Here is a 20,213-nt window from a genome sequence, read left to right as displayed (position 1 = left end):
CCGACGCTGCGCCTCGCGCTTCGCACGCAGTACGTACGACGCCAAGGAACATCATGACCCGCATCTCCGACTCAGGACTCTCCGTCGCCATCGTGGGCGCCACCGGCCAGGTGGGCACCGTGATGCGCGAGATTCTCGCCGAGAGGTCCTTCCCGATTCGCGAGCTGCGCCTGTTCTCGTCGTCGCGATCGGCGGGCACGGCGATCGAGTTCGGCGGAGCGACGGTCATCGTCGAAGACGTGGAGACCGCGGATGCCGCGGGCATCGACATCGCACTCTTCTCGGCCGGCGCGACCGCCAGCCGCGCCTACGCCCCGCGCTTCGCCGAGGCCGGCGCCGTGGTCGTCGACAACTCCAGCGCCTGGCGCAACGACCCCGAGGTGCCCCTCGTGGTGAGCGAGGTCAACCCGCACGCGATCGACGAGCGCCCCAAGGGCATCATCGCGAACCCGAACTGCACCACGATGGCCGCGATGCCGGTGCTGAAGGTGCTGGATGCCGAGGCAGGTCTCGAGCGCCTCATCGTCTCGACCTACCAGGCGGTGTCCGGATCCGGTCTCGCCGGAGCGCAGGAGCTGCTCGGCCAGGTCGAGGGCGTGCTCGCCCAGGGCGACACCCTCCGTCTCGTGCACGACGGCTCCGCGGTCGACTTCCCGCAGCCGGAGAAGTACGTGGCGCCCATCGCCTTCGACGTCATCCCGTTCGCCGGCAGCCTCGTCGACGACGGCGACAACGAGACCGACGAGGAGAAGAAGCTCCGCAACGAGAGCCGCAAGATCCTCGAGCTCCCCGACCTCCGCGTCGCGGGAACCTGCGTGCGCGTCCCCGTGTTCACCGGGCACTCGCTCTCCATTCACGTCGAGTTCGCGCGGGACATCACCCCTGCGCGCGCGACCGAGGTCCTCGCAGCGGCGCCCGGCGTCGTGCTCGAAGAGGTCCCCACTCCGCTGTACGCGGCGGGCAAGGACCCGAGCTTCGTCGGCCGTATCCGCGCCGACCAGTCGGCGCCCGAGGGCAAGGGCCTCGTGCTGTTCATCAGCAACGACAACCTCCGCAAGGGCGCGGCGCTGAACGCGGTGCAGATCGCCGAGGTCCTGGCCGAGCGACTGAGCGTCGCGGCGTCATAGCCCGAGAGCATCCTGGCCATGCGGATCCGGTCTGACCGGCCGGTCCGTGTGGTCAGCCGGGTCGTGCCCGCGAACTAGACTGTTCTGGTGACCGAAACCGTCGATGTCGTCTTGATCGGTGGTGGCATCATGAGCGCCACCCTGGGTACCCTGCTGCACCAGCTGCAGCCGGATTGGAAGATCGTCGCCTTCGAGCGACTCTCCGATGTGGCGCAGGAGTCGTCCAACCCCTGGAACAACGCCGGCACCGGTCACGCGGCGCTCTGCGAGCTGAACTACATGCCGCAGACGCCCGGTCAGCCGCTCGACCCGGCCAAGGCCGTCTCGATCAACGAGCAGTTCCAGCAGAGCCGCCAGTTCTGGTCGTCCCTCGTCGAGAAGGGCGTCCTGGACGCGCCGAAGACGTTCATCAACGCGACCCCGCACATGACGTTCGTGCGTGGCGAGAAGGACGTGGCGTACCTGAAGGACCGGTACGAGGTCCTCAAGAAGCAGCCGCTGTTCGACGGCATCGAGTACAGCGAGGACTCCCGGGTCATCAACAAGTGGGCGCCCCTGCTCATGCAGCAGCGCCGCAAGGGCGAGCCGTTCGCGGCGACCCGTGTGCCCGCAGGCACCGACGTCGACTTCGGCGCGCTCACCCACCAGCTCTTCGATCACCTCACCGCCTCGGGCGTCGACCTGCGTCTCAACCACGAGGTCAAGAGCCTGAAGAAGCAGAAGGACGGCGGCTGGCTGCTCGGCTACCGCAACACCCTCGGCCATACCCCGAACCAGATCAAGGCGCGCTTCGTCTTCGTCGGCGCCGGCGGCTGGGCTCTCAAGCTGCTGCAGCGCTCCGGCATCCCCGAGATCAAGGGCTACGGCGTCTTCCCGATCGGCGGCCAGTTCCTCAAGACCTCCAACCCGAAGATCGTCGCGCAGCACCAGGCGAAGGTGTATTCGCAGGCATCCGTCGGCGCTCCGCCGATGTCCGTGCCGCACCTCGACACGCGTGTCGTCGACGGCGAGGCCTCCCTGATGTTCGGCCCGTTCGCGACCTTCAGCCCCAAGTTCCTCAAGCAGGGCTCGATGCTCGACATCGTCACCCAGGTGCGCACGCACAACCTCTGGCCGATGCTGCGGGTCGCCTTCGCGAATCCCGACCTGATCACGTATCTGGTGAGTGAGCTGCTGAAGAACCACCGCAAGAAGGTCGAGAGCCTCCGCACCTTCATGCCGACGGCGAAGGACGAGGACTGGACCCTCATCGATGCCGGTCAGCGCGCTCAGGTGATGAAGAAGGACGCCAAGAAGGGCGGGATCCTGCAGTTCGGCACCGAGGTCGTCTCCGCGGCGGACGGCTCGATCGCGGGTCTGCTCGGCGCTTCGCCCGGCGCGTCCACGGCCGTGCCGATCATGCTCGACCTGCTCAAGAAGTGCTTCCCCGAGGAGTACCCGAGCTGGGAGCCGGAGCTGCGTGCCCTCATCCCGACGTTCGGCGAGAAGCTGAACGAGGATGCCGCCGCTGCCGAGAGGTCCACGGCGGCGACCGCCGAGGTCCTCGGCATCAACGCGTAATCGCATCGTGGCGAAGCTCTACTTCCGCTACGGCGCGATGAACTCGGGCAAGTCCACCTCGCTGCTCCAGGCCGCGTACAACTACGAGGAGCGCGGCCAGCACGTGCTGCTCGCGAAGCCGGCGATCGACACCAAGGGCGCCTCCGAGATCTCCAGTCGCCTCGGCATGACGCGTGAGGTCGACTTCCTCGTCGGCGCCGACGACGATGCCCGCGCCCTGTTCGCCGCGCACAACCGCGACAGGGACATCGCCTGCCTCCTGGTCGATGAGGCGCAGTTCCTCACGCCGGCGCAGATCGACGACCTGTTCCGGATCGCGATCGAAGACGGCATCCCGGTGATCGCCTACGGCATCCGCAACGACTTCCTCACGCACGCCTTCCCCGGCTCTGCTCGTCTGCTGGCGATCTCGCACTCGCTGGAGGAGCTCAAGACGATTTGCCGCTGCGGACGCAAGGCGGTGTTCAACGGCCGCGTCGTCGGCGGCCGTTTCGTGTTCGACGGCGATCAGGTCGCGATCGACGAGGGCGCCGAGGGTGCGATCGCGCCCGAGGTCACGACGTACGAGTCGCTGTGCGGCGCCTGCTACCTCCAGGAGTCCGGCGGACGCCTGGGCTGACCGAGGCCCACGCCGTCTGACCCGGGCGTATGCCGGGCCGACGCGGGCCTATGCCGGGCTGTCGGGGTGTATGCCTGGGCTGACGCCCGCTCTGCTCTGCCCTGTTCCGCATCGTGCGCCTCGGTGGCGCCGTCCTCGCGTGATCTCGTCTTCGCGTTCATAACTCCTCATAGACGGCAGCACTCCTGCGCCCGACGGGGCGACAGCGTACGATTCGCGCGTTCTTTGAGGAGTTATGAACGTCGCTTGCGTGGTCTGACCACACGGGATACTGTGGTCAGACCACACACTCGACCTCGGGAGGACGGATGCCGGAGCAGCCGCGCGCCTGGCGCCTCGTGCTGGAGCACATCGAGCGCGGCCTCCTCGACGGTCGACTCGGCCCCGGCGACCGCCTCGCGTCGGAGCGGGATCTCTCCGCAGATCTCGGCGTCGGCCGATCCAGCGTCCGCGAAGCGCTGCGGGTGCTGGAGGTCATGGGGCTGATCCGCACGGCGACGGGCTCCGGGCCTCAGTCCGGGGCGATCGTCATCGCCACGCCGTCCGGCGGACTGTCGACGCTGCTGAGGCTGCAGGTGGCCGCCCACGGCTTTCCGATCGACGATGTCGTGCAGACGCGACTCGTGCTGGAGGCTGCGGTCGTCACGGCACTCGCCGCTGCGCCCGACCGTGACACGGAGGCCGCGCACCGCGTGCTCGAGGCGATGGATGCCGACGGCCTCACCGCCGAGGAGTTCCTCGCCCTCGACGCACAGCTGCACCTCGCCCTCGCCGAGGCGAGCGGGAACTCCGTGATCGCCGCCATGATGGCCGGACTCCGCACGTCGATCGAGTCGTACGTGCTGGAGGGGTCGGCATCCATCGGCGAGTGGAGCGCGATGGCCGACCGGCTGCGCGCCGAGCACCGCGCGATCGTGAAAGCGATCGACGGGGGAGAGGCGGATGCCGCCCGCGCCCTGGTGCACGCGCACATCACCGGCTACTACGAACACGTTCTGGGCCGCTGAGGCCCCCGACCGAAGGAGCACCATGGTCCAGCGCCAGATCCCCAACCCCGTGGAACTGCTCGAACTGATGAAGTTCAAGAAACCCGAGCTGAACGGGAAGAAACGGCGGCTCGACGCCGCGCTCACCATCGACGATCTGCGCACGATCGCGAAGCGGCGCACACCCAAGGCCGCCTTCGACTACACGGACGGCGCGGCGGAGGGGGAGCTGTCGCTCTCCCGCGCGCGCCAGGCTTTCCAGGACGTCGAGTTCCACCCCGGCATCCTTCGTCCCGCACCCGACGTCGACACGTCCGTCGACATCCTCGGCGGCCCCTCGGCGCTTCCCTTCGGCATCGCGCCGACCGGGTTCACGCGTCTGATGCAGACCGAGGGCGAGATCGCGGGCGCGGGTGCGGCTGCCGCGGCGGGCATCCCGTTCACGCTGTCGACCCTCGGCACGACGTCGATCGAGGGCGTCATGGCGGCGAATCCGCACGGGCGCAACTGGTTCCAGTTGTACGTGATGCGCGACCACGAGATCTCCTACGAGCTCACGCGCCGGGCCGCGGCAGCCGGCTTCGACACCCTGCACTTCACGGTCGACACCCCTGTCGCGGGCGCTCGTCTGCGTGACAAGCGCAACGGCTTCAGCATTCCGCCGCAGCTGACCCTCGGCACCATCGTCAACGCGATTCCGCGTCCGTGGTGGTGGTACGACTTCCTCACTACCCCCAAGCTCGAGTTCGCCTCGCTCAGCACCACGGGCGGCACCGTCGGCGAGCTGCTGGACGCGGCGATGGACCCGACGATCAGCTACGAAGACCTCGCCGTGATCCGCGACCTGTGGCCCGGCCGGATCGTCATCAAGGGCGTGCAGAACGTCGAGGACTCCGTGCGGCTGAAGGATGCGGGCGTCGACGGCATCGTGCTCTCGAACCACGGCGGTCGCCAGCTCGATCGCGCGCCGATCCCGTTCCACCTGCTGCCGTCGGTGCGCGAGGCCGTGGGCGACGACTTCACGGTCATGATCGACACCGGCATCATGAACGGCGCCGACATCGTGGCTTCCGTGGCGCTGGGGGCCGACTTCACGCTCGTCGGGCGCGCCTACCTCTACGGTCTGATGGCGGGCGGTCGCGCCGGTGTCGATCGCACGATCGCGATTCTGCGCAGCGAGATCGAGCGGACCATGCGGCTGCTCGGCGTCTCGTCGCTCGCGGAGCTGGAGCCCGCGCACGTCACGCAGCTCACCCGCCTGGTCCCCGTCTCCCGCGCAGCCGTCGAGGCGAACGCTCGCTGACCGTCACCGGTCGTCGAGCGAACGGCGCGAGATGACACGCGCTGTTGCCGACGCTCGTCCTCAGAGCGTCGGCAGCAGCGCGTCGAGCTTGTCGGCCGTGTCCTCCCAGCCGTCGACGGCCACGGACGGCACGCCGAGGGCCAGCACGGGGTAGTCGTTGCCGCCCTCGTCGAGACGGTCGCCGTAGAAGAGCATGGCGGACAGGGGGATGCCGGTGTGCTCGACGAGCTGCAGCATCCCGTAGGCCTTGTCGATGCCTGCGCGGGTGATGTCGATCGAGGTCGAGCCGCCGGCGCGCACCTCGAGTCCGGGCAGGCGGGCGGCCACGGCGTCGCGCAGGGCGAGGCGCTTCGCGCCGCTGGGGTCCCAGTCGTGCTTGGCGTCGCTCGGAGCCTTCTGCCCGAGGGCGGAGAAGGTGATCTGCGAGCCGCGGTCCTCCAGGATCTCGCCCCACGGCTCCGGCTCCCACAGGTTCAGCCGTTCGGCCTCCTCGCGCAGCGCCGTCAGCGCGGCGGACTTCTCGTCGTCGGTGAGGTCGTGCGCGTAGGCGGCGGCGAAGCCGGTGCCGTCGTAGCGCAGGTAGCGGGTGCCGCACGTGGGCAGCAGGTGCAGGCGCGCAAGGTCGGCGGCATCCGCATCGACCAGCTGTGCGATCACCTGGCTGCGGAACTGCTCCTCGTTGCCGCCGGAGATGATGGCGACGTCGACGCGGCGCAGCAGCGCGAGAAGGAGGTCGGCGATGCGAGGGCTGATGGCGCCCTTCGACGGTGCGAGCGTGTCATCGAGGTCGAAGGCGACGAGGGCAGGCGAGGTCATGATGCTTCCAGGGTAGACGGACGCGCGGAGACGCGTGACGGGAACGCCCAGCTGCTCAGCAGGCAGAGCGCGACGCCGATCGTGGCGCCGATCGAGTTCGCAATGACGTCGTTGATCGACGGGTCGCGGTTCGGCAGGGCGAGGAGCTGTGTGAGCTCGATGGCGATGGATGCTGCGGGGCCGACGGCGAGCGCGAGCCAGCGCGCGCGGCGGGGGAGGAACACGTAGGCGACGATCCCCACGGGGATGAACACCAAGACGTTGGCTGCGACCTCGAGGGTCGTGAAGTCGAGCGAGGTCCAGCCCAGCCGGTGGACGGCGCCGAGGATCAGGTCGAGCACGTTCGGGATCGACTGCTCCACACGGCGGGGAGTGAGCGCAAGGAACCCGATGAGGGCGAGGAAGGGGATGCCGATCACGAGGGTCGTGATGCGCGCGATGCGGCGCCGTCGTGTACTCACGTGCGTTCCCCCTCGCGTGTGTGCCGTACAGAGAAGGCCGCCCCTGAGGGCGGCCTTCCGGTGTTACTGGTCGGGGTGACAGGATTTGAACCTGCGACCTCTTCGTCCCGAACGAAGCGCGCTACCAAGCTGCGCCACACCCCGTTTTGCAACCCTCCGAGTCTACAAGAGAAGGAGCGGAAACGGCGAATCGGGGCGATCGAATCGACGGGGTGGATCGTGACATGCCCTGCGTTCACGCGCCTTGACGAGCCGTCAGCGTCAGCAGCGTCGCCTCAGGACGGCACGCGAAGCGCACGGGGGCGTAGATCGAGTGGCCGCAGCCGGCGCTGACGTTCAGCGGCACGGTGCGGTGGTCGTGCGTCCACGTGCTCAGGCCCTTCGCCTGCTTCAGCGGGATGTCGCAGTTCGCGACCAGCGCGCCGAAGCCGGGGAGGCACACCTGACCGCCGTGCGTGTGTCCGCCGAAGATCGCATCGGCGCCGAGGTCGGTGAAGCCGTTGAGCACGCGCTGGTAGGGCGCGTGGGTCACACCGAGAACCGAAGTTCCGGCATCCCTCGGGCCGAGGGCGCCGATCGCGTCGGGGAGCACATCGAGGCGGTCCCAGTCGCGGTGCGCGTCGCTCACGCCGAAGAGGTCGACGGTCTCACCGGCGACGGTCAGGCGTGCGGCGGCGTTGTTCAGGTCGGTCCAGCCGAGCTCGTCGGTGAAGAAGCGGTCCATCGCCGCGGTGTCGAGCAGCGGCGACTTCTGGTGCTTCTTCGAGGGGCCCATGAAGTAGCGGAACGGATTGCGCGGAGAGGGTTCCGTCACGTCGTTCGACCCGTGCACGAAGACGCCGGGGATGCCCGCGAACGGCTCGAACGCACGGCGGATGCCATCGAGTCCGTCCCGGTGCCCGAGATTGTCGCCCGTGTTCACGATGAGGTCGGGCTTCAACTGGGCGAGGGACGCCAGCCAGTCCTGCTTGCGGTGCTGCCAGGGCGCCATGTGCGCATCGGAGATGTGCAGCACGCGCAGCGGAGCGGAGCCCGGAGCGAGCGCGGATGCCGTCGCCTCCCGCACCGTGAAGAGGTAGCGCTCGATGCCGATGCCCCAGACCGCGGCGGCAGCGCCAGCGGCCCCCACCGCGCCGAGCGCGATGAGGGCCGGGTGGACCGTGCGAGATGACGTCACTGGCACGAGACCTGGATCGTCGCGCTCTTGTTCGCCGCGGTGCCCGCTGCGGGGTTGGTGCTCGTCACCTTCGCGTTGGGCGGGTTGCAGGTGTTGTCGAACGCCACGGCGCTGAAACCTGCGCCGAACAGTGTGTTCTGCGCATCCGATCTCGACTGCCCGATCACCGCAGCAGGCACGGTCGCGCCCTGCCCGTTGCTCGGGGAGAGCGTGATGGTGGTGCCCGTCGCGGCCTGGCCCGAAGGGCTCTGAGCGGCGACGACGTTCGCAGGCAGATCGCTGTCGACGGGAGAGCTGACCGTGGCGGTGAACCCTGCCTCATCGAGGATCGCCGTGGCCTCCTCGATCGACTTGCCCACGACGTTCGGGACGTCGCTCTGCACCTGACGGGTGAGCTTGGTGTCGGGCTTCGGGAAGGCGTCGCCTCCGTACACCGCGTTGGCCGCGGTCTGGATGGCCTTCGCCATCCCGTAGCGGATGTCACCGAGTCGCGTGCCGTTGGCCCGGAAGTTGTTGAGCGTCTCGCGGCCGTCGATGTTTCCGACCCAGACGACCGTCGCGACCTTCGTGCTCGACTCCGCGAGCATGGTGTGCGACTTCTCGGCCGTACCGGTCTTTCCGATCACGGGGATGCCGTCATTCGGCCTCGCGTTGCCACCGGTTCCGCCGTTCATGACGCCGGCGAGAGCGAATGCTGCGGTCGCAGCCACTTCGGGAGTGAGCACCTGCGTGCACTTGGTCTCGGGGATCGCCTTGTCCTGGCCGTCCTGACCCACCACCCTGTCGATGGCCTTGGGCTCGCAGAAGATGCCGTTGTTGGCGACCGCCGCGTATGCGCCGGCCATCTGCAGGGGGGCGACGCTCTTGGAGCCGAGCACCGATGCGAAGGGAGAGTTGGGGGCCTGGTTGACGTCGGTGCCGCCGACCGTGATGTCGTCGCCGTTGCCGTAGTGGACTCCGAGGCTCTTGGCGACCTCGTTGATGTCGCACAGGTCGAGCTGCTGCGCCATGGCGAGGAATCCGGTGTTGAGCGACTGGGCGGTGAAGCGGGCCACACTGCTGACCGAGCCGCCGCCGTTGCCGAAGTTGTTGATCTTCGTGTTGTTCGTGATCTTGTCTCCGCACGCCGTGAAGGGCGTGAAGGTCTTCAAGCGGCCGTCCAGCACCTGGTTCACGGAGTGGCCCTTGTTGAGCCAGTCGAGCAGGGTGAAGAGCTTGTACGTCGATCCGGTCTCGAATCCGTAGGTGCTGCCACCGTGCGCACGGTCTGCTGCGAAGACCTGAGAGGACTCGCCGGCGGCGAGGTTGGCCGTCGCCGACTCGTTGAACGCAGTGTTCTGGGCCATGGCGATGATACGGCCGGTGCTCGTCTCGATCGATACGCCGGTTCCGCCCACGAGGATGCCGGGCATCGACTGAGGGACACGCGACTTCACGGCCTCGATCGCCGGGTTCTGCACGCTCAGATCGAGTGTCGTGTAGATCTGCAGTCCACCGCGGCGCAGGTTGGCGCGACGGTCCTCGGGGGAGTCCCCGAAGGCCTTGTCGCTCTCGACGACCGACTTCACGTACTGGCAGAAGTACGCGTTGTCGCCAGCCGTGGCGCATCCCTGCGTGGCGTCGTGGAGCACAGGGGTGATCGGCGTGGCCTTGGCCTCGTCGTGCTGCGCCTGCGTGATCTTCCCATCGATGAGCATGCGCTCGAGAACGTAGTTGCGACGGGTCAGGGTGTCCTTGTAGCCGTCTTCAGCGCTGTTGTGCGCGACGCCGTCCTTGGTGGTGTAGGTGCCTCCGGGGAGGTCGATGCGATAGGTGTTGGGAGCCTGCACCATTCCGGCGATGGTGGCGGCCTGGGCGATGGTCAGGTTCGCCGCGGTCGTCGAGAAGTAGCGGTTCGCGGCGGCCTCGATGCCGTAGACGCGGCCGCCGAAGCTGGAGATGTTCAGGTAGCCGAGCAGGATGTCGTTCTTCGAGTAGTCCTTCTCGATCTGGAGGGCGTAGCGCATCTCGCGCAGCTTGCGCTCGATTCCGTCGCTGCCCGTGGCGACCGCGTAGTTCAGCCAGCACTGGTTGATCTGGTCGTCGTAGTCCTTCGCAGCGGTGTCGACCTTCTGCTCGCACTCCTGGATCTGCACGTTCTTCACGTACTGCTGAGTGATCGTCGACGCGCCGCGATCAGTCGAGCCGGTGACGTTTCCGAAGGCGGCCTTGATGGTCGCTCCGAGGTTCACTCCGCCGTGGGAGTAGAAGTTCTTGTCCTCACTGGCGAGCATGGCGTCGTACATCACCGGAGCGACCTGGTCGTACGAGACCGGGATGCGGTTCTGGTCGTAGAACGACGCGAGCGCGACCGGGTTGCCGTCGGTGCCCTTGGCGTAGATGGTCGACTGCTCCATGGGGGCGTTGACCTTGAGGTTCTCGGGGAGCTCCTCGAAGAGGGTGAGGGCCTTGGAACCGGTGATGCCCGTCATTGCGAGGACGGGGGTGGCGCTGGCCGTGACGAGGAGGCCGGCTACGACGCTGAGTCCGACGAGCCCGAGAAGGCCGCCGAGCACGCTCTTCACCGTGCGATTCTGTTGGGGCATACGCTTGATCGTAGGGGAGTTCCCTGAATACCGCCTTTGACGCGATACGGCACGGATGCCGTCAGAACGAGGAGTGCCATGACCACGTGGGAGTACCTGACCACGCCGCTGCTGATCCACAACACGGCGGCGATCCTGAACAACTGGGGCAAGCAGGGCTGGGAGCTCGTGCAGGTCGTGCAGGGCCCAGAGGGAGGGCTCGTCGCCTACCTCAAGCGCCCGGTGACGGCGGACGCCTCGGCGAACGCCGGTCTGGCCGCCGCGGCCGAGGCCGCCCGCCAGTTCGAAGGGGGCGCGGCATGACCGTCTCCGCCCGTCTCGCCGAGCTCGGCATCCAGCTCCCCGCCGTCGCGGCGCCCGTCGCCTCGTACGTCCCCGCCGTGGTGCACGCGGGCCTCGTCTACACCTCGGGTCAGCTGCCTTTCTCGGGCGGGGCGCTGCCGACGACCGGAAAGGTCGGCGCCGAGGTCACCGCCGAGGACGCGAACCTCTATGCACGCACCTGTGCGCTGAACGCGCTCGCGGCCGCTGCGGATGCCGCGGGCGGCGTCGACCGCATCGCCGGCGTGCTTAAGGTCGGCGGCTTCGTCGCCTCCACTCCGGATTTCACCGGCCAGCCCGGCGTCATCAACGGCGCGAGCGAGGTGCTGGGCGAGATCTTCGGCGAGGCGGGCCGCCACGCGCGTGCAGCGGTGGGCGTCCCGGTGCTGCCCCTGGACAGCCCCGTCGAGGTCGAGGTCGTCTTCATCCTCGCCTGACGGCATCCGGCATCCTGACAGAACGAGAACGCCCCTCCTGAGCTTTCAGGAGGGGCGTTCTCTTTCCGTTCGGTCTACTTCACCTGCGCGGAGATGATGCTCATGACCGCGGTGTCGGCCAGCGTCGTGGTGTCGCCGACCTCGCGACCCTCCGCGACGTCACGCAGCAGGCGGCGCATGATCTTCCCCGAGCGCGTCTTGGGGAGTTCGCCGACGATGTAGACGTCGCGCGGGCGGGCGATCGCGCCGATCTGCTCGCCGACCCACAGCCGCAGCTGCTGGGCGAGACCCGCAGGATCGTGCGCGGCGAGGTAGCTCTCCTTGATGATGACGAAGGCGACGACGGCCTGGCCGGTCGTCTCGTCCGACGCGCCGACGACGGCGGCCTCCGCCGTGGCCTCGTGCGCCACCAGCGACGACTCGATCTCGGCGGTGGAGAGGCGGTGACCCGATACGTTCATCACGTCGTCCACCCGGCCGAGCAGCCACAGGTCTCCGTCGTCGTCGAGACGCGCGCCGTCGCCGGCGAAGTAGTACCCCTCGTCCTCGAAATTCTCCCAGTAGGTCTCGCGGTAGCGCTCGGGGTCGCCCCAGATGCCGCGCAGCATGCTGGGCCACGGTTCGGTGATGACCAGCAGGCCGCCGTTGCCGTTGCCGACTTCGACGCCCGACTCGTCGACCACGTCGATCGTGATACCGGGCAGGGGAACCTGGGCGGAACCGGGCTTGGTCGCGGTCACCCCTGGCAGGGCGGACACCATGATCGCGCCGGTCTCGGTCTGCCACCAGGTGTCGACGATGGGGGTCGTTCCGGCGCCGATCACCTCGCGGTACCACATCCACGCCTCGGGGTTGATGGGCTCGCCCACCGAGCCGAGCAGACGCAGCGACGACAGGTCGAACTTCGCGGGGATCGCGCGGCCGATCTTCATGAAGGAGCGGATGGCGGTCGGCGCCGTGTAGAAGATCGAGACCTTGTGCTTCTCGATGATCTCCCACCAGCGACCCGGGTGCGGAGCATCCGGCGTGCCCTCGTACAGCACCTGGGTTGCGCCGTTGGCGAGGGGACCGTAGGCCACGTAGCTGTGCCCGGTGATCCAGCCGATGTCGGCGGTGCACCAGAAGACGTCGGTCTCTGGGTGCAGGTCGAACACGTACTTGTGCGAGTAGGCGACCTGGGTCAGGTAGCCGCCCGAGGTGTGCAGGATTCCCTTCGGCTTGCCAGTGGTCCCCGACGTGTAGAGGATGAACAGCGGGTTCTCCGCGGGGAAGGCCTGGGCCTCGTGTTCTGCGGATGCCGCAGGCACGACGTCGTGCCACCAGATGTCGCGGTCGTCGTTCCAGTCGACGTCATTGCCGCCGCGCTTGACGACGAGCACGTGCTCGACGGTCTGCTGCTCACCGTCGCCGCGGTCGGCGAGGGCCTGGTCGACGGCGGGCTTCAGAGCGGAGACCTTGCCCTTGCGATAGCCGCCGTCTGCGGTGATGACGAGCTTGGCTCCGGCGTCGTCGATGCGGGAGCGGAGGCTGTCGGCGCTGAAGCCGCCGAAGACGACGGAGTGGATCGCGCCGAGTCGGGCGACCGCGAGCATCGCCGCGATCGCCTCGGGGATCATCGGGAGGTAGATGGCGACGCGGTCGCCGTGGCCGATGCCGAGTCCTTCGAGGACGTTCGCCACGCGCTTGACCTCGTCGGTCAGCTCCGCGTACGTGATCGACCGGGAGTCGCCGGGCTCGCCCTCCCAGTGCAGGGCGACGCGGTCTCCGTTGCCCGCTTCCACGTGGCGGTCGAGGCAGTTGTAGGCGACGTTGAGCTCGCCGTCGTCGAACCACTTCGCGAACGGCGGCGTCGACCAGTCCAGGACCTGCGTGAACGGCGTGTGCCAGTGCAGCAGCTCGCGTGACTGTCCTGCCCAGAACGCCTCGCGATCGGCCGCTGCGCTCTCGTATAGAGCGGGGGAGGAGATGGACTGCGCCACGAACTCCTCGGACGGCGGGAACTGGCGGGTCTCATCGAGAAGATGGTCGATCTGGCTGCTCATCGGCAGGCGCTCCTTTGCGGCAAAGCTGTCGTGCACGGCAAGGCGGTGGGCGGCACGTTCAGGTCAACGAGAATCTAGTCTCGCGCATCTGCACCGCATACTGCCGAAAGTCGGTACTCGTCCTGGTTTTGTCAGGACGGTCGCCTTGCGTACACTCGACCACAGCCGAATTCTCATTCCGGCCTTGGCGTGCCAGATTCCCCCGATCGAGTGCCGCCGTGGGCGGCATCTCGTTCCCCCCGCGAGGTGCCGCCCTTCTTCGTTTGGGAGCGCTCCCTCGTCAAGGTGGTCTTCTCTGCACCGATGCGTGTTCGGAGCAGTTGTGCACAGCTCCCGGGGATGAGACCTCTCGGGCGATCTGCGAGCACGACGACAGCCCTAGCGTCGGGGCATGAGCGATCCCTTCATCATCCGTCCACGCGGCGTCGAGCAGTCCGGTGCGGCCGCAGCGTCTACGCCTGCCGGTCCGCTGGTCGTCGATCCGCGGTTCGGTCCGCTCGTCGAGTACTGCGTCGACGAGGAGGTCACCGACATCTTCGTCAACGGCCCGTCCGGCCTCTTCGTCGATCGCGGACGGGGAGCGGAGGCTGCACCAGGATGGGCGGCATCCGAACGCGAGGTCCGCGATCTCGCCGTCGGGCTCGTGGGGCTCGGAGGCAGGCACCTCGATGATCAGGCGCCCTGCGTCGACGTGCGCCTCGACTCCGGCATCCGCGTCCATGCGGTGCTCGCCCCCGTCTCGACGTCGGGCACGGCGCTGTCGATCCGCATCCCTCGTGTGCGTGCGGCCGATCTCGACGCCCTCGCGGCGCTCGGCGCCTTCGACGCCAGGCTGCAGGCGTGGCTGCTGCGGCTCGTCCACGAACGAGCCAACATCCTCATCACCGGGGGCACCGGCACCGGAAAGACCACGTTGCTGTCCGCGCTGCTCGCCGCCGTACCGGAGACGGAGCGGATCGTGACGATCGAAGACGTCGCGGAGCTCCGCCCTCGGCATCCTCACCACGTCGCCCTCGAGGCGCGACAGGCCAATCTCGAGGGGGCTGGCGGTATCAGCCTCGCCAGGCTCGTGCGGGAGTCGCTGCGGATGCGCCCCGACCGGCTCGTGGTCGGCGAGTGCCGCGGCGAAGAAGTGCGCGAGCTGCTCACCGCTCTGAACACCGGGCACGACGGCGGGGCGGGAACCCTGCACGCCAGCGGGCTGAGCGACGTGCCCGCGCGGTTGGAGGCGCTGGGGGCCCTCGCCGGGATGGACGCCACCGCCCTGGCGAGGCAGGCGGTCAGCGCGTTCACGGTCGTCCTGCATCTGGCAAGGGCGCCGGGCGGTGCCAGGCGCATCGCGCAGACGGGGAGATTCGTCATGAAAAATGATCGTCTCGACATCGAAGAGGTCATCCCGTGGTGAGGCTGCGGCGCAGGCGCCCCGTCGACACAGGGGCGGATGCCGCGACCTCCGTGCAGACTCTCGCGGTGCTGCTCCAGGCCGGAGCGGTTCCGCTCGTCGCCTGGAGGCACCTGGCGGAGACGGGCGACGCGCATGCGGCCGCCGTGGTGGCGAGGACGGATGAGGGCACTCCGCTCGTCGCGGCGATCGAGGCGGAGGGAGGGGCGTGGCTGGATCTCGCCGCCGCCTGGGAGATCGCGACCACCGTAGGGGCGCCGCTGGCCGAGGTGCTGCGGATGATCGCGGAGACGCTGCGCGACGCGGCTTCGGCCGCAGATGACGTGCGGATCGCGTTGGCCGAGCCCGCCGGCACCGCGAGGCTGCTGCTCCTCATGCCGCTGGCCGGTCTTCTCCTCGGATTCGCACTCGGCTTCGACACCGTGGGCGTGATCGTCGGCACTCCGATCGGCGCGGCGTGCGTCGCGGCGGGTCTGCTGCTGATGCTCGCCGCGCGCACCTGGACGAAACGGCTCCTCGAGCGGGCGAAGCCGGCACCCGGGACGCCGGGCATGGAGGCTGAGCTCGTCGCGGTGGCGCTGGCAGGCGGGGCCTCGGTCGAACGCGCACTGAAGCTGGTGTCCGAGAGTCCCGCCTCGCGCCACGGCGGTCGCGACCGCATCGACACGGTGCTCGCGCTGTCGCGCGCCGCCGGTGTCCCGGCCGGCGAGCTGCTGCGGGCGTCGGCCGCCCAGGATCGTCACCAGGCGCGGATCGCCGGTCGGCTGCGCGCCGCGGCTCTGTCCACCAGACTGCTGATCCCACTGGGCGTGTGCTCTCTGCCCGCCTTCATGCTCCTCGGCGTGGCGCCGCTGCTGCTGAGCGTGCTCACGACGACGTCGCTCTCCCTGTGAACGACAGGGACCACACAGAAAGAAAGGAACACCATGACCACCATCCCTCCTCTCACCCGTCGCCGCGCCGCGCAGCTGTTCGGCGACGACACCGGAGCCGCGACCGCGGAGTACGTCATCACGACGATGGCCGCCGTCGCGTTCGCGGGCGCACTCATCTTCGTCCTGCGCTCCGACGAGGTGCGCGGCATCCTCACCGACATGGTGCGCCGGTCGTTGACGGTGTCGTGATGTCTCGTCGCCTCGGCGCCGGCTGCGATCGCGGATCCGTCGCCGCCGAACTCGCCCTCGCTCTGCCCGCAGTCGTCCTCACGATCCTGCTCGGTGCGGGAGCCCTGAGCGCCGCCGCGCGCCAGGTGTCGCTGCAGGATGCCGCAGCCGACGCCGCACGAATCCTCGGCCGCGGAGAGGGGGCCGGAGCCGCGGCCGGGGCGGTGACCGCTGCTGTTCCTGGTGCGGGGGTCGCCAGCCGCGACGACGGCGGACTGGTCTGCGTCACCGCGAGCGTCGACGTCGCGATCGGCGGCGTCCTCACGCTGCCGATGCGCGCGTCGAGCTGCGCCCTGAGCGGCGGCCGCTGATGGCCGGTTCGGTGCTGGCCGCCGGCGTCCTCGTCGTCGCGGCCGGGCTGTCTCTCGGGCTCGCCGCCGTCGGCGGGGCGGCTGTGACGGCGCAGCGCGCGGCCGGTGCAGCCGACGCGGCGGCGCTCGCGGCGGCGGATGCAGCCTCCGGCGCCGTCGCGGCGTCGGAGGAGCCCTGCGCCCTCGCCGCACGCGTCGCGGCGGCCTCCGATGCTGTGCTCACCGTGTGCGTCCTGGAGGGGCTCGTGGCGACCGTCCAGGTCGAGGCGGCGTACGCTGGACTCGCTGCCGTCTCCCGAGCCCGAGCAGGGCCACCCGAGGGGAGTTGACGGCGGAACGTACACGAACCACTGCGACGAACCCATCGCGGTGGTGTGTATGGTGTGCTTCGAAGAAAGGACGCACCCTTGGCTGAAGGCAAGAAGCTCGTCATCGTCGAGTCCCCGACGAAGATGCGGTCGATTCAGGGATACCTCGGCGACGGCTACGAGGTGCTCAGCTCCGTCGGCCACATCCGCGATCTCGCGGACAAGAAGGACATCCCGGCCGCCGACAAGCAGGCGTACGGGAAGTACTCGATCGACGTCGACAACGACTTCGACCCCTACTACGTGGTGTCCGACCGCAAGACCAAGACGGTCGCTGAACTCAAGCGAGCTCTGAAGACGGCGGACGAGCTCCTGCTCGCCACCGATGAAGACCGCGAGGGCGAGGCGATCGCCTGGCACCTGCTCGAGACGCTGAAGCCGAAGGTTCCCGTCAAGCGCATGGTGTTCCACGAGATCACCAAGGACGCGATCCAGGCGGCCGTCGGCAACACCCGTGAGCTCGACATCGACCTCGTCGACGCGCAGGAGACCCGCCGCATCCTCGACCGCCTCTACGGGTGGGACGTCTCGCCCGTGCTCTGGTACAAGGTCAAGACCGGCCTCTCCGCCGGACGCGTGCAGTCCGCCGCGACCCGCATGATCGTCGACCGTGAGCGCGAGCGCATGGCGTTCGTGTCGGCGGACTACTGGGACGTCGAGGCTCTCGCGTCCTCGGCATCCGCCTTCAAGGTGCGGCTGGTGCGCGTCGACGGCGGACAGCTCGCCCGCGGCACCGACTTCGACGACCTCGGAAAGCTGAAGAAGGCCGTCGTCGTCCTCGATGAGAAGAAGGCCGCGGCTCTCGCGCTCGCCGTGGACGCCGCCGGCGCCGGCACGGTGACCAAGGTCGAGGCGAAGCCCGGAACGCGCAGCCCCTACGCCCCGTTCACCACCTCCACGATGCAGCAGGAGGCCGGACGCAAGCTCTCCATGAGCGCGAAGCAGGCGATGAGCGTCGCCCAGCGCCTCTACGAGAAGGGCTTCATCACCTATATGCGTACCGACTCCACGGCGCTGAGCACCCAGGCGGTGCAGGCGGCGCGGAACCAGGCGGTCTCGCTCTACGGCGACGCGGCCGTGCCGCTCAAGCCGCGCGTCTACAAATCCAAGAGCAAGAACGCCCAGGAGGCGCACGAAGCGATCCGCCCCTCGGGCGAGACCTTCCGCACTCCGGCCTCGGTCTCCTCACAGCTCGACCGTGAAGAGCAGCGCCTCTACGACCTCATCTGGAAGCGCACCGTCGCCAGCCAGATGTCCGACGCGAAGTACGAGACCACGACCGTCACGATCGCCGTCGACGCCGCAGGGCAGAAGGCCGAGTTCACGGCATCCGGTACTGTCTACACCTTCAAGGGCTTCCTGGAAGCGTACGAGGAGGGGCGCGACGAGAAGCGCAGCGACAGCGACGCGGCCGACGACCAGTCCCTGCCGGCGGTCGCCGTCGGCGATGAGCTGCGGATGACGGACGCCGAGGCCAAGGGCCACCGCACCACCCCGAAGCCGCGCTACACCGAGGCGTCGCTGGTCAAGGCGCTGGAGGAGCACGGCATCGGCCGTCCGTCCACGTTCGCCAGCATCATCGGCACCGTGATCGATCGCGGCTACGCGACCAAGCGCGGACAGGCTCTCGTTCCGACCTGGCTCGCGTTCAGCGTCGTGCGTCTGCTCGAGGAGCACTTCGCCGACCTCATCGACTACGACTTCACCGCTGCCCTGGAAGACGACCTCGACGCGATCGCCAGGGGCGAGCAGAAGCGCGTCGAGTGGCTGAAGTCCTTCTACTTCGGTACGGAGTCGCAGGTGGGGCTGCGTCAGGTCGTCGACAACCTCGGCGAGATCGATGCGCGCGCGCTCAACTCCACGCGCATCACGGACACGGCGACGCTGCGCTTCGGGAAGTACGGCCCCTACCTCGAGGTCGCGAACCCGGAGGCTCCCGACGAGAAGCCGCGCATCGTGAACGTCCCGGAGGATCTCGCGCCGGACGAGCTCACCGCGGCCAAGGCACAGGAGCTCATCGAGGCCCCCGTCGCCGGCGACCGCGTGCTCGGCGAGAACCCGGAGAACGGCAAGATCATCGTCGTCAAGGACGGACGATTCGGCCCCTACGTCCAGGAGAACGACCCGGTGTCCGACGATGCCGGTGTCGACGCGTCGACCGGCGAGGTCGTCGAGGCGCCGAAGCCCACCCGCGGCAAGAGCGCCAAGAAGGACACGGCTCCCAAGCCTCGCACCGGTTCGCTGTTCCGCTCGATGTCCGTGGACACGATCGACCTCGACACCGCACTCCAGCTGCTGAGCCTGCCGCGCGTCGTCGGCGTCGACCCCGAGTCCGGCGACGAGATCACGGCGCAGAACGGCCGGTACGGTCCCTACCTCAAGAAGGGCGCCGATTCGCGGTCCCTCGAGAGCGAATCGCAGATCTTCGACGTCACACTGGACCAGGCGCTCGCGATCTACGCGCAGCCGAAGTACGGCGCCGGCGCGCGTCGTGCATCGAGCGCGCTCGCAGAGTTCGACGCCGACCCCGTCAGCGGCAAGCCGATCCGCATCCGCGACGGACGCTTCGGGGCCTACGTCACCGACGGGGAGACGAACGTCACGATCCCGCGGGGGCAGAAGACCGAGGACATCACGTTCGAGATCGCCGTCCAGATGCTCGCCGACAAGCGTGCGAAGGGTCCGGCCCCGAGGCGCGGCGCTGCGGCGAAGAAGGCCCCGGCGAAGAAGGCCCCCGCCAAGAAGGCGCCAGCGAAGAAGGCGGCGGCCAAGAAGGCGCCGACGGATGCCGAGAAGGCGGCCGCTCGCTCGGCTGCGGCGAAGAAGGCCGCGGCGACGCGCGCCGCCAACGCCGCGAAGAAGGCGGGCTCGTGACCGCAGGTCGCGGGGTCTGGATCACTCTCGAAGGCGGAGACGGCTCGGGCAAGACCACTCAGGCGAACCTGCTCGCGGGCTGGCTGACGGATGCCGGGCATGCGGTGCTGCGCACCAGGGAGCCCGGCGGCTCCGAGGTGGGCGAGCTGATCCGCAACATCGTGCTGCACCACCGCGGAGACATCGCCCCTCGGGCCGAAGCGCTGCTGTACGCCGCGGATCGGGCACATCATGTCGCGACGGTCGTGCGCCCGGCGCTCGACCGCGGAGAGGTCGTCCTGCAGGACCGCTACCTCGACTCGTCCGTCGCGTATCAAGGTGCAGGGCGCGTGCTGGACGGCGACGAGATCCGCGAGCTGTCCCTGTGGGCCACCGAGGGGGCGCTTCCCGATCTGACCGTGCTGCTCGACCTCGATCCGGAGGCCGCGCGAGAGCGGCTCGACTCGGACGACAAGCCGTTCGACCGGCTCGAGGCGGAGAAGACCGAGTTCCACTCCCGAGTGCGCGACGCGTACCTCCGCCTGGCCGACGCCGAGCCCGAGCGGTTCCTGGTGCTCGACGCCGCGGCATCCGCTGATGAGATCGCCGCGGCGATCCGCGTCCGCGTGGAGTCGCTCCTCGGCTGAGCCCTGCCTCCAGGGAGTCGGTGTCGGCGCCGCAG

At 68.8% G+C, this 20,213-nt stretch carries 19 protein-coding genes and 1 tRNA gene; 14 read left to right on the top strand and 6 right to left on the bottom strand.

What is annotated here, in order from left to right; all coding sequences use genetic code 11:
- Positions 1–53 precede the first annotated feature (53 nt).
- From CQ047_RS08235 to CQ047_RS08215, 5 genes are all read left to right on the top strand, one after another.
- Positions 54–1,127 (top strand): aspartate-semialdehyde dehydrogenase, encoded by a 1,074-nt coding sequence (locus CQ047_RS08235; protein ID WP_105674105.1) that lies wholly within the window; start codon positions 54–56, stop codon positions 1,125–1,127.
- 87 nt (positions 1,128–1,214) lie between these two features.
- A complete protein-coding gene (locus CQ047_RS08230) occupies positions 1,215–2,687 on the top strand; it encodes a malate:quinone oxidoreductase (RefSeq protein ID WP_105674103.1) in 1,473 nt (490 codons plus the stop codon).
- 7 nt (positions 2,688–2,694) lie between these two features.
- Positions 2,695–3,306: a thymidine kinase gene (locus CQ047_RS08225; protein WP_105674101.1), complete on the top strand. Its 612-nt coding sequence runs from the start codon at positions 2,695–2,697 to the stop codon at positions 3,304–3,306.
- 308 nt (positions 3,307–3,614) lie between these two features.
- Entirely contained in the window at positions 3,615–4,313 is a 699-nt protein-coding gene (locus tag CQ047_RS08220) for a FadR/GntR family transcriptional regulator (protein WP_105674099.1), read from the top strand.
- A gap of 22 nt (positions 4,314–4,335) precedes the next feature.
- Positions 4,336–5,595 (top strand): alpha-hydroxy acid oxidase, encoded by a 1,260-nt coding sequence (locus CQ047_RS08215; RefSeq protein WP_105674097.1) that lies wholly within the window; start codon positions 4,336–4,338, stop codon positions 5,593–5,595.
- A 60-nt stretch (positions 5,596–5,655) separates the two neighbouring features.
- Here CQ047_RS08215 and CQ047_RS08210 read toward each other — a convergent pair whose 3' ends face one another.
- The 5 genes from CQ047_RS08210 to CQ047_RS08190 form a co-directional block, all read right to left on the bottom strand.
- The gene (locus CQ047_RS08210; protein ID WP_105674095.1) at positions 5,656–6,411 is read right to left on the bottom strand and encodes an HAD-IIB family hydrolase; all 756 of its coding nucleotides are present in this window, start codon (positions 6,409–6,411) and stop codon (positions 5,656–5,658) included.
- A complete protein-coding gene (locus tag CQ047_RS08205) occupies positions 6,408–6,872 on the bottom strand; it encodes a VanZ family protein (RefSeq protein WP_105674093.1) in 465 nt (154 codons plus the stop codon). Before CQ047_RS08205 ends, CQ047_RS08210 begins: the two co-directional genes overlap by 4 nt.
- Positions 6,873–6,939: 67 nt before the next feature.
- Positions 6,940–7,016 (bottom strand) — tRNA-Pro (locus tag CQ047_RS08200).
- Between the two features lie 91 nt (positions 7,017–7,107).
- Entirely contained in the window at positions 7,108–8,049 is a 942-nt protein-coding gene (locus CQ047_RS08195) for a metallophosphoesterase (RefSeq protein WP_105674091.1), read from the bottom strand.
- Positions 8,046–10,634: a transglycosylase domain-containing protein gene (locus CQ047_RS08190; RefSeq protein WP_181155876.1), complete on the bottom strand. Its 2,589-nt coding sequence runs from the start codon at positions 10,632–10,634 to the stop codon at positions 8,046–8,048. The genes CQ047_RS08195 and CQ047_RS08190 overlap by 4 nt, the downstream gene beginning before the upstream one ends.
- A gap of 78 nt (positions 10,635–10,712) precedes the next feature.
- Here CQ047_RS08190 and CQ047_RS08185 point away from each other — a divergent pair, with 78 nt between their 5' ends.
- Together CQ047_RS08185 and CQ047_RS08180 are read left to right on the top strand one after the other, a co-directional pair.
- Positions 10,713–10,937 carry a hypothetical protein gene (locus CQ047_RS08185; RefSeq protein WP_105674089.1) on the top strand — a complete coding sequence of 75 codons (225 nt, stop codon included), beginning with the start codon at positions 10,713–10,715 and terminating at the stop codon, positions 10,935–10,937.
- A complete protein-coding gene (locus tag CQ047_RS08180; protein ID WP_105674087.1) occupies positions 10,934–11,392 on the top strand; it encodes a RidA family protein in 459 nt (152 codons plus the stop codon). The genes CQ047_RS08185 and CQ047_RS08180 overlap by 4 nt, the downstream gene beginning before the upstream one ends.
- A gap of 74 nt (positions 11,393–11,466) precedes the next feature.
- Here CQ047_RS08180 and acs read toward each other — a convergent pair whose 3' ends face one another.
- Positions 11,467–13,434 carry an acetate--CoA ligase gene (gene acs / locus CQ047_RS08175; RefSeq protein WP_105674085.1) on the bottom strand — a complete coding sequence of 656 codons (1,968 nt, stop codon included), beginning with the start codon at positions 13,432–13,434 and terminating at the stop codon, positions 11,467–11,469.
- A 391-nt stretch (positions 13,435–13,825) separates the two neighbouring features.
- Here acs and CQ047_RS08170 point away from each other — a divergent pair, with 391 nt between their 5' ends.
- From CQ047_RS08170 to tmk, 7 genes are all read left to right on the top strand, one after another.
- Complete coding sequence (locus CQ047_RS08170) at positions 13,826–14,839, top strand: TadA family conjugal transfer-associated ATPase (protein WP_105674083.1); 1,014 nt, start codon at positions 13,826–13,828, stop codon at positions 14,837–14,839.
- Positions 14,833–15,729, top strand: coding sequence for a type II secretion system F family protein (locus CQ047_RS08165; protein ID WP_105674081.1), 897 nt, complete (start codon positions 14,833–14,835; stop codon positions 15,727–15,729). Before CQ047_RS08170 ends, CQ047_RS08165 begins: the two co-directional genes overlap by 7 nt.
- A 33-nt stretch (positions 15,730–15,762) precedes the next feature.
- Positions 15,763–15,960, top strand: coding sequence for a DUF4244 domain-containing protein (locus tag CQ047_RS08160; protein WP_105674079.1), 198 nt, complete (start codon positions 15,763–15,765; stop codon positions 15,958–15,960).
- On the top strand, positions 15,960–16,310 hold the full coding sequence (locus CQ047_RS08155) for a TadE family type IV pilus minor pilin (protein WP_105674077.1): 351 nt from the start codon (positions 15,960–15,962) through the stop codon (positions 16,308–16,310). Before CQ047_RS08160 ends, CQ047_RS08155 begins: the two co-directional genes overlap by 1 nt.
- Positions 16,310–16,639 carry a helicase gene (locus CQ047_RS08150; RefSeq protein WP_105674075.1) on the top strand — a complete coding sequence of 110 codons (330 nt, stop codon included), beginning with the start codon at positions 16,310–16,312 and terminating at the stop codon, positions 16,637–16,639. Before CQ047_RS08155 ends, CQ047_RS08150 begins: the two co-directional genes overlap by 1 nt.
- 78 nt (positions 16,640–16,717) lie before the next feature.
- On the top strand, positions 16,718–19,552 hold the full coding sequence (gene topA / locus CQ047_RS08145) for a type I DNA topoisomerase (RefSeq protein WP_105674073.1): 2,835 nt from the start codon (positions 16,718–16,720) through the stop codon (positions 19,550–19,552).
- Positions 19,549–20,178: a dTMP kinase gene (gene tmk, locus CQ047_RS08140; RefSeq protein ID WP_105674071.1), complete on the top strand. Its 630-nt coding sequence runs from the start codon at positions 19,549–19,551 to the stop codon at positions 20,176–20,178. The genes topA and tmk overlap by 4 nt, the downstream gene beginning before the upstream one ends.
- Positions 20,179–20,213 lie beyond the last annotated feature (35 nt).

This window comes from Microbacterium sp. MYb72 (assembly GCF_002979415.1).
Lineage (GTDB): Bacteria > Actinomycetota > Actinomycetes > Actinomycetales > Microbacteriaceae > Microbacterium > Microbacterium natoriense.
Note: the sequence above shows the minus strand (reverse complement) of the source record. Positions and strands in the feature narration are given on the sequence as shown.

Coding starts and splice junctions, on each gene's coding strand:
- CQ047_RS08235 (WP_105674105.1), top strand. CDS start 54: ATGACCCGCATCTCCGACTCAGGACTCTCCGTCGCCATCGTGGGCGCC.
- CQ047_RS08220 (WP_105674099.1), top strand. CDS start 3,615: ATGCCGGAGCAGCCGCGCGCCTGGCGCCTCGTGCTGGAGCACATCGAG.
- CQ047_RS08215 (WP_105674097.1), top strand. CDS start 4,336: ATGGTCCAGCGCCAGATCCCCAACCCCGTGGAACTGCTCGAACTGATG.
- CQ047_RS08210 (WP_105674095.1), bottom strand. CDS start 6,411: ATGACCTCGCCTGCCCTCGTCGCCTTCGACCTCGATGACACGCTCGCA.
- CQ047_RS08190 (WP_181155876.1), bottom strand. CDS start 10,634: ATGCCCCAACAGAATCGCACGGTGAAGAGCGTGCTCGGCGGCCTTCTC.
- CQ047_RS08185 (WP_105674089.1), top strand. CDS start 10,713: ATGACCACGTGGGAGTACCTGACCACGCCGCTGCTGATCCACAACACG.
- CQ047_RS08180 (WP_105674087.1), top strand. CDS start 10,934: ATGACCGTCTCCGCCCGTCTCGCCGAGCTCGGCATCCAGCTCCCCGCC.
- acs (WP_105674085.1), bottom strand. CDS start 13,434: ATGAGCAGCCAGATCGACCATCTTCTCGATGAGACCCGCCAGTTCCCG.
- CQ047_RS08170 (WP_105674083.1), top strand. CDS start 13,826: ATGAGCGATCCCTTCATCATCCGTCCACGCGGCGTCGAGCAGTCCGGT.
- CQ047_RS08160 (WP_105674079.1), top strand. CDS start 15,763: ATGACCACCATCCCTCCTCTCACCCGTCGCCGCGCCGCGCAGCTGTTC.
- CQ047_RS08155 (WP_105674077.1), top strand. CDS start 15,960: ATGTCTCGTCGCCTCGGCGCCGGCTGCGATCGCGGATCCGTCGCCGCC.
- CQ047_RS08150 (WP_105674075.1), top strand. CDS start 16,310: ATGGCCGGTTCGGTGCTGGCCGCCGGCGTCCTCGTCGTCGCGGCCGGG.